Source organism: Brachybacterium aquaticum, from assembly GCF_014204755.1.
Lineage (GTDB): Bacteria > Actinomycetota > Actinomycetes > Actinomycetales > Dermabacteraceae > Brachybacterium > Brachybacterium aquaticum.
The window spans coordinates 1566036-1580394 of the sequence record NZ_JACHLZ010000001.1; the positions used below are offsets into that span (position 1 = coordinate 1566036).

13 protein-coding genes are annotated in these 14359 nt (G+C 69.9%); 2 read left to right on the forward strand and 11 right to left on the reverse strand.

The features are described from left to right. Nucleotides 1-134: 134 nt before the first annotated feature. From HNR70_RS07015 to HNR70_RS07035, 5 genes are all read right to left on the reverse strand, one after another. The gene (locus HNR70_RS07015) at nt 135-1382 is read right to left on the reverse strand and encodes an ABC transporter ATP-binding protein (RefSeq protein WP_184325010.1); all 1248 of its coding nucleotides are present in this window, start codon (nt 1380-1382) and stop codon (nt 135-137) included. A gap of 21 nt (nt 1383-1403) precedes the next feature. Continuing rightward, complete coding sequence (locus HNR70_RS07020) at nt 1404-2237, reverse strand: carbohydrate ABC transporter permease (RefSeq protein ID WP_184325011.1); 834 nt, start codon at nt 2235-2237, stop codon at nt 1404-1406. Nucleotides 2238-2247: 10 nt separating this feature from the next. Continuing rightward, the gene (locus HNR70_RS07025) at nt 2248-3213 is read right to left on the reverse strand and encodes a carbohydrate ABC transporter permease (RefSeq protein ID WP_184325012.1); all 966 of its coding nucleotides are present in this window, start codon (nt 3211-3213) and stop codon (nt 2248-2250) included. After that, entirely contained in the window at nt 3210-4517 is a 1308-nt protein-coding gene (locus tag HNR70_RS07030; protein WP_312857599.1) for an extracellular solute-binding protein, read from the reverse strand. The genes HNR70_RS07025 and HNR70_RS07030 overlap by 4 nt, the downstream gene beginning before the upstream one ends. Before the next feature lie 252 nt (nt 4518-4769). Next, a complete protein-coding gene (locus tag HNR70_RS07035) occupies nt 4770-6374 on the reverse strand; it encodes an ABC-F family ATP-binding cassette domain-containing protein (RefSeq protein ID WP_184325013.1) in 1605 nt (534 codons plus the stop codon). Nucleotides 6375-6646: 272 nt separating this feature from the next. On the opposite strand from HNR70_RS07035, the gene ald reads away from it, so the two are divergent. After that, the gene (ald, locus tag HNR70_RS07040) at nt 6647-7762 is read left to right on the forward strand and encodes an alanine dehydrogenase (protein ID WP_184325014.1); all 1116 of its coding nucleotides are present in this window, start codon (nt 6647-6649) and stop codon (nt 7760-7762) included. Between the two features lie 148 nt (nt 7763-7910). Here ald and HNR70_RS07045 read toward each other — a convergent pair whose 3' ends face one another. From HNR70_RS07045 to HNR70_RS07070, 6 genes are all read right to left on the reverse strand, one after another. Further along, nucleotides 7911-8243, reverse strand: coding sequence for a metal-sulfur cluster assembly factor (locus HNR70_RS07045; protein ID WP_184325015.1), 333 nt, complete (start codon nt 8241-8243; stop codon nt 7911-7913). A 67-nt stretch (nt 8244-8310) separates the two neighbouring features. Next, the gene (gene sufC, locus HNR70_RS07050) at nt 8311-9072 is read right to left on the reverse strand and encodes a Fe-S cluster assembly ATPase SufC (RefSeq protein ID WP_184325016.1); all 762 of its coding nucleotides are present in this window, start codon (nt 9070-9072) and stop codon (nt 8311-8313) included. 71 nt (nt 9073-9143) lie between these two features. Next, nucleotides 9144-9482 carry a non-heme iron oxygenase ferredoxin subunit gene (locus HNR70_RS07055; protein WP_184325017.1) on the reverse strand — a complete coding sequence of 113 codons (339 nt, stop codon included), beginning with the start codon at nt 9480-9482 and terminating at the stop codon, nt 9144-9146. Beyond that, nucleotides 9482-10801 (reverse strand): Fe-S cluster assembly protein SufD, encoded by a 1320-nt coding sequence (gene sufD, locus HNR70_RS07060; protein WP_184325018.1) that lies wholly within the window; start codon nt 10799-10801, stop codon nt 9482-9484. The genes HNR70_RS07055 and sufD overlap by 1 nt, the downstream gene beginning before the upstream one ends. Beyond that, a complete protein-coding gene (sufB, locus tag HNR70_RS07065) occupies nt 10801-12228 on the reverse strand; it encodes a Fe-S cluster assembly protein SufB (RefSeq protein WP_184325019.1) in 1428 nt (475 codons plus the stop codon). The genes sufD and sufB overlap by 1 nt, the downstream gene beginning before the upstream one ends. Further along, entirely contained in the window at nt 12225-12962 is a 738-nt protein-coding gene (locus HNR70_RS07070; protein WP_184325020.1) for a helix-turn-helix transcriptional regulator, read from the reverse strand. The genes sufB and HNR70_RS07070 overlap by 4 nt, the downstream gene beginning before the upstream one ends. A 232-nt stretch (nt 12963-13194) precedes the next feature. Here HNR70_RS07070 and HNR70_RS07075 point away from each other — a divergent pair, with 232 nt between their 5' ends. Then, on the forward strand, nt 13195-14283 hold the full coding sequence (locus HNR70_RS07075) for a glutathione S-transferase family protein (protein WP_184325021.1): 1089 nt from the start codon (nt 13195-13197) through the stop codon (nt 14281-14283). Nucleotides 14284-14359 lie beyond the last annotated feature (76 nt).

Consider the following 14359-nt stretch of genomic DNA (forward strand, 5'->3'; position numbering starts at 1 on the left):
GGTGGTGGCGCGCCGTCGGCCGACGGCGCGCCGGGCCCCGCCTCCTCGGCGGGGCCCGGCGCGCGCGGGTGCTGCTGTGCTCGATCGCGCTGCTGTGCTCGATCGCGCTGCTGTGCTCGATCGCGCTGCTGTGCTCAGCCGTCCGCGGCGGCAGCGTTCTCGATCTCGCGCTGACGGTCCTCGGCGGCGCGGCGGGTGAGCTCCGCGCCCTTCTCCTCGTCGCGGGTGAGGTTCTCACCGGTCGAGACGTCGAAGACGTGCAGCTTGCGGGTGTCGACCCAGAGCTTCGCCTCGTTGCCGCCGCGGATGCGGCTGGCGGAGCTGAGGGTGACGACGACCTGAGGTGGGATCTCGTCCTGGTCGAGGTCCTTCGCGAGCTCGTCGAGGACCTCGGCGACCTTGGGGTCCTTCTCGTAGTCGATGTAGCCGTACTGCTCGTTGCCGAGCCACTCGGTGTGGGTGGGGGTGGCGGTGAGTTCGGTGCCGTGCTCGAGCAGCGCCTCGTCCACGAACTCGAGGTCCTCGAAGTGCTCGGGCCGCACGCCGATCAGCACGAGGTCCTTGCCGCGGGCGGCCTCGATGACGCGGTCCGGCGCGGAGAGGTCCCCGATGGGGGTGCGCAGGCGTCCGTCGGCCTCCCGCGCGGGCAGGAAGTTCATCGAGGGCGAGCCGATGAAGCCGGCGACGAACAGGTTCGCGGGCTGCTCGTAGAGCTCTCGCGGGGAGGCGACCTGCTGCAGGCGGCCCTTCTTCAGCACCGCGACCCGGTCGCCGAGGGTCATCGCCTCGGTCTGGTCGTGGGTGACGTAGACGCTGGTGATGCCGAGGCGGCGCTGCAGCTGCGCGATCTGGGTGCGCATCTGGCCGCGCAGCTTGGCGTCGAGGTTCGACAGCGGCTCGTCGAAGAGGAAGGCGTCGGCGTTGCGGACGATCGCCCGGCCCATCGCCACGCGCTGGCGCTGACCGCCGGAGAGGTTGCCGGGCTTGCGCTCCAGGTGGTCGTCGAGCCCGAGCATCGACGAGGCGTGGCGCACGCGCTTGTCGATCTCGTCCTCGGAGACGTTGTTCTTGCTCAGCCGCATCGGGAAGGCGATGTTGTCGTACACCGTCAGGTGCGGGTAGAGCGCGTAGTTCTGGAACACCATGGCGAGGTTGCGGTCGCGGGGCGCGATCTCGTTGACGCGCCTGCCGTCGATCCGCAACTCGCCGTCGGTGATGTCCTCGAGGCCGACGATCATCCGCAGCAGCGTCGACTTCCCGCAGCCCGAGGGGCCGACGAGGATCACGAACTCGCCGTCGGCGATGTCGAGGCTGACGTCGTTCACGGCGGGGAAGCCGTCGTCGTACTTCTTGACCAGGTTCTGGATCTCGATGGTGGCCATGGCCGGTGGTACCTCCTGGGGTCAGCCCTTGACCGCGCCCTGCGTCAGACCGGAGACGATCTGGCGCTGGAAGAGCACGACGATGATGATGATGGGGATGGTGACGATGATCGCGGCGGCCGAGATCGCGCCGGTGGGCTCCTCGAACTGCGAGGCGCCGGTGAAGAAGGCCAGCGCCGCCGGGACCGGCCGCGCGGCGGACGTCGACGTCAGCGAGATGCCGTAGACGAAGTCGTTCCAGGCGATGAAGAACGCGATGATCGCGGTCGTGAACACGCCGGGCAGCGCGAGCGGGACGATGACCTTCCGGAAGGCCTCGAAGCTGGTTGCGCCGTCGACCTGGGCCGCGCGCTCGAGATCCCAGGGGATCTGCTGGAAGTACGCGGCGAGGGTGTAGATCGAGATCGGCAGGGTCAGTGAGAGGTACGGGATGATCAGGCCGGCCCAGGTGTCGTACAGGCCGATGGTGCGCCACAGGTTGAACAGCGGCGTGACGATCGAGATCACCGGGAACATCGACACGCCGAGCGCGCTGAAGAGCACCAGGCGCTTACCCGGGAAGTCCAGGCGGGCGATGGCGTAGGCGCACAGGGTCGCCAGCACCACCGCGATGGCGGTGGCGATCAGGGTGATGCCGATCGAGTTGCGCAGCGCCGGCAGGAACAGGTCCCGCGCGGAGCCGGCGAAGATCTGCGTGTAGTTGTCCAGCACGAAGCTCGTGGGCAGGAAGCGTCCGGTGGTGAGGTCGCCGGTGGCCTTGAACGAGGTCATCAGGATGGAGACCAGCGGCCCCAGCGTGTACACCAGCACCACGACGGTGATCGCGATCCAGCCGACCTTCTGCTTGGTGGTCATGCCCTTCATCTCAGCGTCCCTCCCCCGAGGTCAGATCGACCTTGAAGCCCTTGATCGCGACGATCGCGATGCCGATCACGCACAGGAACAGCACCACGGAGATCGCCGAGCCCATCCCGATCTCGAGCCGGCCGATCGAGGTGCGGTATGCCAGCAGCGAGAGGACCTCGGTGCCGTAGGCGCCGTTGGTCATGATGAACACGTTGTCGAAGATGCGGAAGGCGTCCAGGGCGCGGAACAGGACCGCGACCATGATCGCCGCCTTCATGTTCGGCAGGACCACGCGGCGCATGATCTCCCAGCGGGTCCCGCCGTCCACGCGAGCGGCCTCGGTGAGCTCACCGGGGACCTGTGCGAGGCCGGACAGCAGCAGCAGGGATATGAACGGGGTGGTCTTCCAGATCTCGCTGAGCATGATCACGGTCAGCGCCGGGGCCGCCGAGCCGAACCAGTTGAAGCTGTCCTCCACGAAGGGCAGCCACGAGTTCACGAAGCCGGTGTTGATGTCGAAGGCGAAGAACCACGCGAAGGCGGAGACCACGGTGATCGTGCCGTAGGGCACGAGGATCGCGGTGCGCAGCAGGCCGCGCAGCTTCGTGATCGCGTTGTGCATCACCAGCGCCAGGACGAAGCCGAGCACGAGCTCGACCGCGACGGTGACCAGGGTGATCAGCACCGTGACGCCCAGGTCCTTCCAGAACACCGGGTCGGTGAAGAGCACGCCGTAGTTGGCCAGGCCCACGAACTCGCGCTCGTCGGGGGCGGTGAGGCGGTAGGAGAACAGGGAGTCGAAGAACGCCTGGACGATCGGGTAGACGGTCACGGCGACCATCACCACGAAGGCCGGGGCGGCCAGCATGATCCCGAGGCGGCGCTCCGCCCGGGCGCGGTCGCTGAGCGGCGCCTTCTTCGGCTTCCGACGCTCCTCGACCGGCGGGTCCGCCGCTCTCGTCGGTGCGGCTGCGGTCTCGCTCACAGCAGGGCCTCCCCTCTGAGCACGGACTGGATGAACTCCTGGGACTCGGCGGGCGTGGACTCCGTGACGTCGGAGATCGGGGTCCAGTGCTGCTGGATGCCCAGCGAGATCTCGTTGTAGTACGGGGTCTGCGGGCGGGGCGCGGCCCGCTCGAGGGACTCGCGGATCTCGGGCGCCATGGGGTAGGCGTCCTGCACTTCCGGGTCGTCGTACGCGGTGGTGGAGGCCGGCGGGTTGCCGTCCGAGAGGAAGTACTGCGCCTGCTTCTCGGGAGAGGCGATGCAGCGGATCGCCTCGTAGGCGAGGTCCGGGTGCTCGCTCGACGCGCCGACGCCGAGGTTGATCCCTCCCAGCGGGGGTGTGGACTCCTGGTCCTCGGTAATCTGCGGGTAGGTCGTCCACTTCATGTCGTCCAGGACCTCCTGGTCGACGCTGCCCTGCTCGACGGAGGTCTGGGTGGCGGTGTAGACGAACGGCCAGTTCACCATGAAGGAGCCCTGGTCGCCCTGGAACTGGGCCATGGCGACGTTCTCGTCCTGGGTGGTGGCGCCGGGGCCGGCGAGGCCCTCGGAGCCGATGGTGGAGATGATCCTCGCGGCCTCGTCGCCCGCCGGGGAGTCCAGCGCCAGCTGGGTCTCGTCGGCCGGGGCGTCGGGGTTCTCGATGATCGCCTGGCCCTGGGACTCCATGAGGGCGTTGACCCACACGGTCATGGACTCAGCGCGGATGCCCTGGATGCCGAGGTAGGAGTCGGTGGTCTCCGCGGCCTCGATCAGCTGGTCCCAGGTGACGGGCTGGGACATGTCCAGGCCCGCCTCCTCGGCGACCGACTCGCGGTACCACAGCAGCTGGGTGTTGGCCCAGAACGGGACCGCGACCAGCTCGTCCTTCCAGGTGGCTCCCTGCACGGCGCCCTCGACGACGTCCTGGGTGGAGGACTCGACGAGGTCCTCCGGGACCGGGGCGAGGAAGCCGGGCTCGGCGAGCTCGGGGATGTAGGGCGGGTCCAGGCTCATGATGTCCATGGACCGGTCGCCGGCGGCCAGGCGGCGGGCCAGCTGCTCGCGCTGGCTGGCGGCGTCGCGCGGGAGCAGCGAGGTGGTGATGGTGTACGCGCCGTCCGCCTCCTCGGTGCACTGCTGGGCGATCTGCGCCTGTCCCCCGTTGTCGGGGTTGATGTACCAGGTCAGCTCCGGGGGGCCGGAGTCGGCCGAGCCGCAGGCGGAGAGCGTCGCCCCCAGCGCGAGGGCGGCGCCGGCTGCGCACAGTCTGCGCAGCGCGGACGGTCGGGCGGATTCGCTCACGGTCTTCGCTCCTCCTCGTCGAGCCGGCGCGGGGAACGGATGCGCGAGGACCTCTGCGATGAGGTCCGGCGCTCCGGAGGGGGCCGGATGACGCCCGAGACTATGCCGCACGTCACAGGCTCGCAAATCGGGCGCGCCGACAATCCCGTCGGAGCGGGGCCGACGGGGGTGCCCGAGGGCGGCCGGCGGGGGTGCCCGAGGGCGCCGACAGGGGGTGTCGAGGGCGGCCGGCGGGCGCTGCCGCCGCGGGGCTCAGGCGAGCTCGATGAGCTCCTGGTACTCGGCGTTCCAGAGGTCCTCGACGGCGTCGGGCATCATCAGCACGCGCTCGGGGCTCAGAGCCGCGACCGCGCCGGGGTCGTGGGAGACCAGCACGACCGCGCCCTCGAAGGCCGCGAGCGCGCCGAGGATCTCCTCGCGGCTGGCGGGGTCGAGGTTGTTGGTCGGCTCGTCCAGCAGCAGCACGTTGGCGCTGGAGACCACGAGGGCCGCGAGCGCGAGGCGGGTCTTCTCGCCGCCGGAGAGGACGCGGGCGGGCTTGTGGACGTCGTCGCCGGTGAACAGGAAGGAGCCCAGGATCTTGCGGGCCTCGACCTCGGGCAGCTCGTAGGCCGCGGTCATCATGTTCTCCAGGACCGTGCGGTCCAGGTCGAGGGTCTCGTGCTCCTGGGCGTAGTAGCCGATGCGCAGGCCGTGACCAGGGATGATCTGCCCGGTGTCCGGCTGGTCCACGCCGCCGAGGATGCGCAGCAGGGTGGTCTTGCCGGCGCCGTTCAGGCCGATGATCACCACGCGCGAGCCGCGGTCGATCGCGAGGTCCACGCCGGTGAAGATCTCGAGGCTGCCGTAGGACTTCGAGAGGTCCTCGGCCATGAGCGGGGTCTTGCCGCAGGGGGCCGGCTTGGGGAAGCGCAGCGAGGCGACGCGGTCCTTCTGCCGCTCCCCCTCCACGCCGTCGAGCATCCGCTCGGCGCGCTTGAGCATGTTCTGGGCGGCGACGGCCTTGGTGGCCTTGGCGCGCATCTTCTCGGCCTGGGCGGTCAGGGCCGTGGCCTTCTTCTCCGCATTGGAACGTTCGCGCTTGCGACGCTTCTCGTCGTCCTCGCGCTGGCGCAGGTACTGCTTCCAGCCCATGTTGTAGATGTCGATGACCGAGCGGTTCGCATCGAGGTAGAACACCTTGTTCACGACCTGCTCGACGAGCTCCACGTCGTGGCTGATCACGATCAGGCCGCCGCGGTAGGTCATGAGGTACTCGCGCAGCCACACGATCGAGTCGTGGTCGAGGTGGTTGGTCGGCTCGTCCAGGATCATCGTCGTGGCCTGGGAGAACAGGATGCGGGCGAGCTCCACGCGGCGGCGCTGGCCGCCGGAGAGGGTGCCGAGCTCCTGCTCGAGGAGGCGGTTGGGGAGGCCGAGGTTCGCGGCCATCCGCTTGGCCTCGGCCTCGGCCGCGTAACCGCCGGCGGCGTCGAGCTCGGCCTCCAGGCGCGGGTAGCGGTCCATGGCCTTGATGCGCTTGGCCTCGGAGAGGTTCATGTCGCCCATCTCCTGCTCGGCGCGGCGCAGGCGCTTCAGGATCCCGTCGAGCCCGCGGGCGGAGAGGATGCGGGCGAGCACGCTCTCGGTGTCCTCGCCGCTGTGGGTGTCCTGCGGGAGGTAGCCGAGCTCGCCGGAGACCTCGACGCTGCCCTCGGTGGGGTCCAGGGTGCCCGAGAGGACCTTGGTCAGCGTCGTCTTGCCGGCACCGTTGCGGCCCACCAGACCGACCCGGTCCCCGTCGGTGACCTGGAAGGAGACGTCGCTCATGAGCAGCCGGGCGCCGACGCGGATGGCGAGGTCGTGCACGGTGATCACGGGATGGGGCTCCTTGTCGACGAGGGACGGCCGCGAAGGGCCGGATCGAGTCTAGGGCCGACGGGCCGTCGCAGCCCTCGGATATCCGCCCACGGTGCCGCGTCCCACAGCCCGGCCCCCTCGCCGCTCCCCCGTCGGCCGAGACCCGGCGTCCACACGTCGGCCGAGCCCCGCGGCCCGCCCGCGCGGATCCGCCGCGGAAGCCCCGCCGAGGTGTCATCCTGGGGCCGAGGCCGTGACCGCGGCCACGAGGGACAGTAGAGAGGCTGGACATGCGCATCGGGGTGCCCCGGGAGGTCAAGAACAACGAGAACCGGGTCGGTCTGGGAGCCGCCGGCGTCCACGAGCTGGTGGTGCGCGGGCACGAGGTCGTCGTGGAGACCGGTGCCGGTCTCGGCTCACGCGTGACCGACGCGGACTACGAGGCCGCGGGCGCGAGGATCCTCGGCTCGGCCGACGAGGTCTGGGAGCAGGCCGAGATGATCGTGAAGGTCAAGGAGCCGCTCCCGGAGGAGCACGGGCGGCTGCGGACGGGGCAGATCCTCTTCACCTACCTGCACCTGGCCGCGGATCGCGAGCTCACCGAGGCGCTGCTCGCGTCGGGCACGACCGCGGTCGCCTACGAGACCGTGCAGCTGCCGGACCGCTCCCTGCCGCTGCTCGCGCCGATGAGCGCGATCGCCGGCCGCCTCGCCGCGCAGGTGGGCGCGTACCACCTGATGTCGCCGCTCGGCGGCTCCGGGGTGCTGATGGGCGGCGTGCCCGGCACCTCCGAGGCGAACGTGCTGGTCGTGGGCGGCGGTGTGGTCGGCGAGCAGGCGGCGCTCATGGCGCACGGCCTCCACGCGAACGTCACCGTCATGGACCTCAACGTCGCGCGGCTCGGGCAGATCGCGAACATGCACCACGGCGGGATCCTCACCCGCTACTCGACCAGCCTCGACCTCGCCGAGCAGATCGAGCGGGCCGACGTCGTGGTCGGTTCCGTGCTGATCCCGGGCAAGAAGGCGCCAAAGCTCGTCACCGACGAGATGGTCGCGCGAATGAAGCCGGGCTCGGTGCTGGTGGACGTCGCGATCGACCAGGGCGGCTGCTTCGAGAACTCCCGCCCCACCACGCACGACGACCCCACCTTCCGGGTGCACGACACCGTCTACTACTGTGTGGCGAACATGCCCGGCTCGGTGCCGGTCACCGCGACCGCAGCGCTGAACAACGCGACCCTCCCCTACATCCTGAAGCTCGCCGGGGCCGGGTGGCGTGACGCGCTGCGGGCCGATCCGGCGCTCGTCGCGGGCCTGCACACCCACGAGGGCGCGCTGACCCACGCCGGCACCGCCGAGGCGCACGGGCTCGAGCTCACCGACGCCGCCGCCGTCGTCGGCTGACGGGTCCGGACAGAGTTGTGCGCCCTCAGGGTCGATGTCGCGAGGGACATCGACCCTGAGGGCGCACAACTCGCCGCGGGCCCGCGCAGGAGCACCCCGCACAGGGGTGGGCCTCCGCGGCGACGGAGCTCAGGGCGTCAGCAGGGCTTCAGAGGTTGAACCCGATGGCGCGCAGCTGCTCGCGGCCGTCATCGGTGATCTTCTCCATGCCCCACGGCGGCATCCACACCCAGTTGATCCGGTGGGACTCGGTGATGGGGTCCAGCACCGCGAAGGTCTGCTCCTCGAGCATGTCGGTGAGCGGGCAGGCCGCAGAGGTGAGCGTCATGTCGATGACGGCGTTGCCGTCCTCGACGGTGACGCCGTAGACGAGGCCGAGGTCGACGACGTTGATCCCGAGCTCGGGGTCGATCACGTCCTTCATCGCCTCGAGCACGTCCTCGACGCCGACGGTCGAGGCGGGGGTGGTCTGGTCGGTCATGGCATCCTCCCGATCGTTGGGGGTGGGTCGCCGCGGCCCAGCGACGGGGCCGCGGCGACGTGGCGCATCAGGCCTGGGCGCCGGTCAGGAAGCGGTCGTAGCCCTCGTTCTCGAGGCGCTCGGCCAGCTCGGGGCCGCCCTGCTCCGCGACCTTGCCGTTGACGAAGACGTGGACGAAGTCCGGCTTCACGTACTGCAGGATGCGGGTGTAGTGGGTGATCAGCATGATGCCCACCTCGGTGTTCTCCTTGGCGCGGTTGATGCCGTCGGAGACGATGCGCAGCGCGTCGACGTCGAGGCCGGAGTCGGTCTCGTCGAGGATGGCGATGCCGGGCTTGAGCAGCTGCATCTGGAGGATCTCGTGGCGCTTCTTCTCGCCGCCGGAGAAGCCCTCGTTGACGTTGCGCTCGGCGAAGACGGGATCCATCTTCAGGTCGTCCATGGCGCCCTTGACGTCCTTGACCCAGGTGCGCAGCGCGGGGGCCTCGCCGTCGACCGCGGTCTTGGCGGTGCGCAGGAAGTTCGAGACGGTCACGCCCGGGACCTCGACCGGGTACTGCATGGCGAGGAAGAGGCCGGCGCGGGCGCGCTCGTCCACGCTCATCTCCAGGACGTCCTCGCCGTCCAGCAGCAGCTCGCCGCCGGTGATCTCGTACTTGGGGTGGCCGGCGATGGCGTAGGCGAGGGTGGACTTGCCCGAGCCGTTGGGGCCCATGATCGCGTGGGTCTCGCCGGAGCGGATGGTGAGGTCGACACCCTTGAGGATCTCCTTGGTGCCCTCAGGGGTCTCGACGGTGGCGTGGAGGTTCTTGATCTCCAGGATCGACATGTGCGGTATCTCCTTGACCAGGGGTGCTGGTGGTGACGGTGAAGCAGTGGGACGGGCGGGTGCCCGGGGACTCAGGTGGCGGGGGCGGCGGTCGGATCCACCAGGATCTCGCCGCTGCCCTCGTCGATCCGCACGGGGAACACCCGCACGGGACGGACGGCCGGCAGCTGCAGGGGTCGACCCGTGACCAGGTCGAACTGGCTGCCGTGCTTCCAGCATTCGATGGTGCAGCCCTCGACGTCGCCGTCGCTCAGCGCGATCTCGTCGTGCGAGCAGAGGTCCTCGAGGGCGTGGACGCCGCCGTCCGCGTCGCGCACCAGGGCGATCTCGATGCCCCCGGCGACGACGTCGAGCGCCGTGCCGGGGTCGAGGTCCGCCAGGGCGGCGACGGGGACGAAGGCGTCCGGCATCAGTTCATGCTCCGGGCGAGCTCGTTCTCGATGGACTCGAAGAGGTGCTCGCGGATCTCCGGGACGTCGATCTTCTGGATCAGCTCAGCGAAGAAGCCGCGCACCACGAGCCGCCGCGCCTCGGCCTCGGGGATGCCCCGGGCGCGCAGGTAGAACAGCTGCTCGTCGTCGAAGCGACCGGTGGCGGCGGCATGGCCGGCGCCCTCGATCTCGCCGGTCTCGATCTCGAGGTTCGGCACGGAGTCCGCGCGGGCGCCCTCGGTGAGGACGAGGTTGCGGTTGAGCTCGTAGGTGTTGGTGCCCTCGGCCTCCTTGCGGATCAGCACGTCGCCGACCCACACGGAGCGCGCCTTTCTGCCCTGGAGCGCGCCCTTGTAGGCGACGTCCGAGGAGCAGTTCGGGGCGGCGTGGTCCACGAAGAGCCGGTGCTCGAGGTACTGGTCCTCGTCGGAGAAGTACAGGCCCAGGTTCTCGAGCTCGGCGCCGGGGGCGGAGAACTCGCCGATGGCGCTGACGCGCACGGCGCTGCCGCCCAGCGAGACGACGATGTGCTTGAGCTTCGCGTCCCGGCCGAGCTTCGCGTGGTGGGTGGCGATGTGCAGCGCGTCGTCGTCCCAGTCCTGCAGGGCGATGACGGTCATCTGCGAGTTGTCGCCGACCACGAGCTCGACGTTCTGCGCGTACTGCGCGGAGCCGGTGTGGTTCAGCACGAAGGTCGCGCTCGAGGACTCCTGGGTCTCCAGCACGAGGTGCGCGTTGCCGCGGCGGTCCGCGCCGCGACCGGTGACGTCCACGCGGAACGGCTGCTCGTACGCGGCGTTCTTCGCGGCCACCAGGTGCAGCGCCTGCTCGGTGCGGGCCGACGCGATCGCGGCGGGCAGGTCCTCGGGTACCAGGGTGGTGCCGCGGGGCGCCTGACCGGGCGCGAGGGTTGAGGCCTCGGGGGCGCCCTCGGGGACGGTGACGGCGTAGTCCAGCGCGGCATCGCCCTCGCGGTCGTCGGTGGCGACGTCCTCGAACAGCGGCGCGAAGCGGCGCAGCGGGGTGAAGCGCCACTCCTCGATGTCGCTCTTGGGGCGCGTGTGGTCGCCGATCTCGAACGAGCGCAGGCGGGCGCCGCGGTTCAGCGCGGCGCGGGCCGACGGGGCATCGCCCGGCAGGGCGATCGCCTCGTCCTCGAGCTCGGGAGCGGCGGCGGTCTCGACGCCCTCCAGGGCGGTCTGGGCGGCCACGGGCGCGGCGCCCGCGGCGTGGCCGACGTTCTCATTGGCCGTCGGGTCCCCGAGGGACTCGGCACCCTTCACATCAGTGGTCGTCATCAGCCGACTGCTCCTTCCATCTGCAGCTCGATCAGGCGGTTCAGCTCCAGGGCGTACTCCATCGGGAGCTCACGGGCGATGGGCTCGATGAAGCCGCGCACGATCATCGCCATCGCCTCGGTCTCCTCGAGGCCGCGGCTCATCAGGTAGAAGAGCTGCTCCTCGGAGACCTTGGAGACGGTGGCCTCGTGGCCCATCTGGACGTCGTCGACGCGCACGTCGACGTAGGGGTAGGTGTCGGTGCGGGAGATCGTGTCCACCAGCAGCGCGTCGCACAGCACGGTCGAGGCCGAGTGCTCGGCGCCGGGCATGACCTGCACCAGGCCGCGGTAGGAGGTCCGGCCGCCGCCGCGGGAGACCGACTTGGAGACGATCGAGCTCGAGGTGTGCGGCGCCATGTGCACCATCTTCGAGCCGGTGTCCTGCTGCTGGCCCTCGCCGGCGAAGGCGATGGACAGCGTCTCGCCGCGGGCGTGCTCGCCCATCAGCCAGACGGCGGGGTACTTCATGGTGACCTTGGAGCCGATGTTGCCGTCGACCCACTCCATGGTGCCGCCCTGCTCCACCGTGGTGCGCTTGGTGACCAGGTTGTACACGTTGTTCGACCAGTTCTGGATAGTCGTGTAGCGGACGCGGGCGTCCTTCTTCACGACGATCTCCACGACGGCGCTGTGCAGCGAGTCGGACTTGTAGATCGGCGCTGTGCAGCCCTCGACGTAGTGCACGTACGAGCCCTCGTCGGCGATGATCAGCGTGCGCTCGAACTGGCCCATGTTCTCCGTGTTGATGCGGAAGTAGGCCTGCAGCGGGATCTCCACGTGCACGCCCTTGGGGACGTACACGAAGGACCCGCCGGACCACACGGCGGTGTTCAGTGCGGAGAACTTGTTGTCACCCGAGGGGATGACGGTGCCGAAGTACTCCTTGAACAGCTCCGGGTGCTCCTTGAGCGCGGTGTCGGTGTCCAGGAAGATGACGCCCTGCTCCTCCAGGTCCTCGCGGATCTGGTGGTAGACGACCTCGGACTCGTACTGCGCGGCGACGCCGGCGACCAGGCGCTGCTTCTCCGCCTCGGGGATGCCGAGCCGGTCGTAGGTCTCGCGGATGTCCTCGGGCAGCTCCTCCCAGGAGGTGGCCTGCTTCTCGGTGGAGCGGACGAAGTACTTGATGTCGTCGAAGGCGATGCCGGACAGGTCCGGGCCCCAGGTGGGCATGGGCTTCTTGTCGAACAGCTTCAGGGCCTTCAGGCGGCGCTCGAGCATCCACTCGGGCTCGCCCTTCTTGGCCGAGATGTCGCGGACGACCTCTTCGCTCAGCCCGCGGCGCGCGCTGGCGCCGATGGTGTCGTCGTCGTGCCAGCCGTAGGCGTACTGGCCCACGGACTCGATGATCTCGTCCTGTGTGAGCTTCTCCGGTGCGCTCGTCATGGTGTCCTTCCCTCGGTGAGCGGAATGTGGGTCGTGCAGGCGTGAGCTCCCTGCGCCAGGGTGGCCAGGCGCTGGACGGGAGCCCCGATCATGCGGGAGATGACGCGGGTCTCGGCCTCGCACAGCTCCGGATGGTCCGCCGCCACGTCCAGGACGGGGCAGCGGCCGTGGCAGAGCTGTGCCGTGACGAGGGTACGCGTGGTGGCGGACCCTCCACGGCGGCCGACGGGGAGCGGGACGTGCAGCGGGCGCACCGTGGTGGCGTACCCCCGCTCCGAGAGCAGCTGCGAGAGCAGCTCGAGGCGGCGCGCGGTGGAGACGAACTCCCCCGCCTGCTCCGCCTCGGCGACCCGCTCGGCGAGCAGGCGCTCCCAGTCGGCGATGCGGCGCTCCGCGAGCGACGCCACCGCCTGGTCGCCCCCGAGTCGTGCGAGCTCGTCCAGGGCCAGCACGGCGAGTTCGTCGTAGCCGCCGGGCTGCCCCTCATGGACGGGCGGGGCGAGCACGAAGGTCTTGCTGGGACGGCCCCGGCCGCGCTGGGCGACGGGGACCTCGTGCTCGATGATCACCCCGTGGGCCTCGAGGGCCGCGAGATGGCGCCGCACGGCGGCGCTGGTGAGGCCGAATCGCTCGGCCAGCTGACGGGCCGCGATGGGCCCGTGGGCGGAGATCGCCTCGACGAGTCGGTCGCGCGTGGACTGCGCGACGTCCTGCTCGAGATCGGGCTCGGTCATCGTGGCATCCTCCCTCCTCGACCCCCATGATTTTACAACAGAATGCTTTCCAAATACGGGCCGGGGTAGTGTGCGGCACAGCACGAAGGGTGCCCTTACCTGCGCGATCGTCGGCCGACGGGGGCCACCCGGCCCCGCACCCCCTGACCCACCTGTCACCCTGCACTTCCATTTAGTTCGGTTTTCAACTACTCTGGCGCCATCAGCCCCGACCCGCCCAGGAGGAGACCGCATGACCACCGCAGACACCACTGGCACCAGCACCACCGCCGACACCACCGCCGAGAACTCGACCCGCGGCTACTACGTCACGCAGGGCAAGGCGTTCGATCGCGACATGAACTACATCGACGACCGGATCACCCGCGACGGCCGCGACGGCTGGCCCGTCGAGGCGGGCCGTTACCGGCTCATCGCCGCGCGCGCCTGCCCCTGGGCGAACCGCACCCTGATCTCCCGCCGCCTGCTGGGCCTGGAGGACGTGCTCTCCGTGGGCATGCCCGGTCCCACCCACGACATGCGCTCGTGGACCTTCGACCTCGACGAGGGCGGGGTCGACCCGGTGCTCGGCTACGAGCGCCTGCAGCAGGCGTACTTCGCCCGCTTCCCCTACTACCCCCGCGGCATCACCGTCCCAGCCGTCGTGGACGTGCCCTCCAAGGCCGTGGTGACCAACGACTTCCAGCGCATCACCCTGGACTTCGCCACCGAGTGGACCGAGTTCCACCGCGAGGGCGCCCCGGACCTATACCCCGAGGCGCAGCGCGAGGAGATCGACGCGCTGAACAAGTGGATGCTCCATCGCGTCAACAACGGGGTGTACAAGGTCGGCTTCGCCGGCTCCCAGGAGGACTACGAGCGCGAGTTCGCGCTGCTGTGGGAGGCGCTGGACGAGCTCGAGGAGCGCCTCGGCACGTCCCGCTACCTCATGGGTCCCTCGATCACCGAGGCGGACGTGCGCCTGTTCCCCACCCTGATCCGCTTCGACCCCGTCTACCACGGCCATTTCAAGGCCAACCGCCAGACCCTCGCCTCGATGCCGAACCTGTGGAACTACACCAAGGACCTGTTCCAGACCCCCGGCTTCGGCGACACGGTCGACTTCGTGCAGATCAAGCGGCACTACTACTACGTACACGAGGACATCAACCCCACCCAGGTCGTGCCGCTGGGCCCGGACCTGTCCCCGCTGATGGAGGCCCACGACCGCGACCGGTTCGAGACCGACACCTGGGGTCCGGGCGGCGCCGCCCCCGAGGCGCCGCTCGCCGCCGAGGTGGTCGATCCGGCGCACACCCCGTTGCACGTCACCGGGCGCTGAGCGGCGCTCCGCCGGCGAGCTGATCACACCGCTCCCGGGCTGAGCACAGCGAGCGCGGGCGGGAGGCCTACCATGG

What these genes read in the sequence shown, in the direction of transcription:
- HNR70_RS07015 (WP_184325010.1), bottom strand. Translation starts at nt 1,382, where the DNA reads ATGGCCACCATCGAGATCCAGAACCTGGTCAAGAAGTACGACGACGGC.
- HNR70_RS07020 (WP_184325011.1), bottom strand. Translation starts at nt 2,237, where the DNA reads ATGACCACCAAGCAGAAGGTCGGCTGGATCGCGATCACCGTCGTGGTG.
- ald (WP_184325014.1), top strand. Translation starts at nt 6,647, where the DNA reads ATGCGCATCGGGGTGCCCCGGGAGGTCAAGAACAACGAGAACCGGGTC.
- HNR70_RS07045 (WP_184325015.1), bottom strand. Translation starts at nt 8,243, where the DNA reads ATGACCGACCAGACCACCCCCGCCTCGACCGTCGGCGTCGAGGACGTG.
- sufC (WP_184325016.1), bottom strand. Translation starts at nt 9,072, where the DNA reads ATGTCGATCCTGGAGATCAAGAACCTCCACGCCACCGTCGAGACCCCT.
- HNR70_RS07055 (WP_184325017.1), bottom strand. Translation starts at nt 9,482, where the DNA reads ATGCCGGACGCCTTCGTCCCCGTCGCCGCCCTGGCGGACCTCGACCCC.
- sufD (WP_184325018.1), bottom strand. Translation starts at nt 10,801, where the DNA reads ATGACGACCACTGATGTGAAGGGTGCCGAGTCCCTCGGGGACCCGACG.
- sufB (WP_184325019.1), bottom strand. Translation starts at nt 12,228, where the DNA reads ATGACGAGCGCACCGGAGAAGCTCACACAGGACGAGATCATCGAGTCC.
- HNR70_RS07070 (WP_184325020.1), bottom strand. Translation starts at nt 12,962, where the DNA reads ATGACCGAGCCCGATCTCGAGCAGGACGTCGCGCAGTCCACGCGCGAC.
- HNR70_RS07075 (WP_184325021.1), top strand. Translation starts at nt 13,195, where the DNA reads ATGACCACCGCAGACACCACTGGCACCAGCACCACCGCCGACACCACC.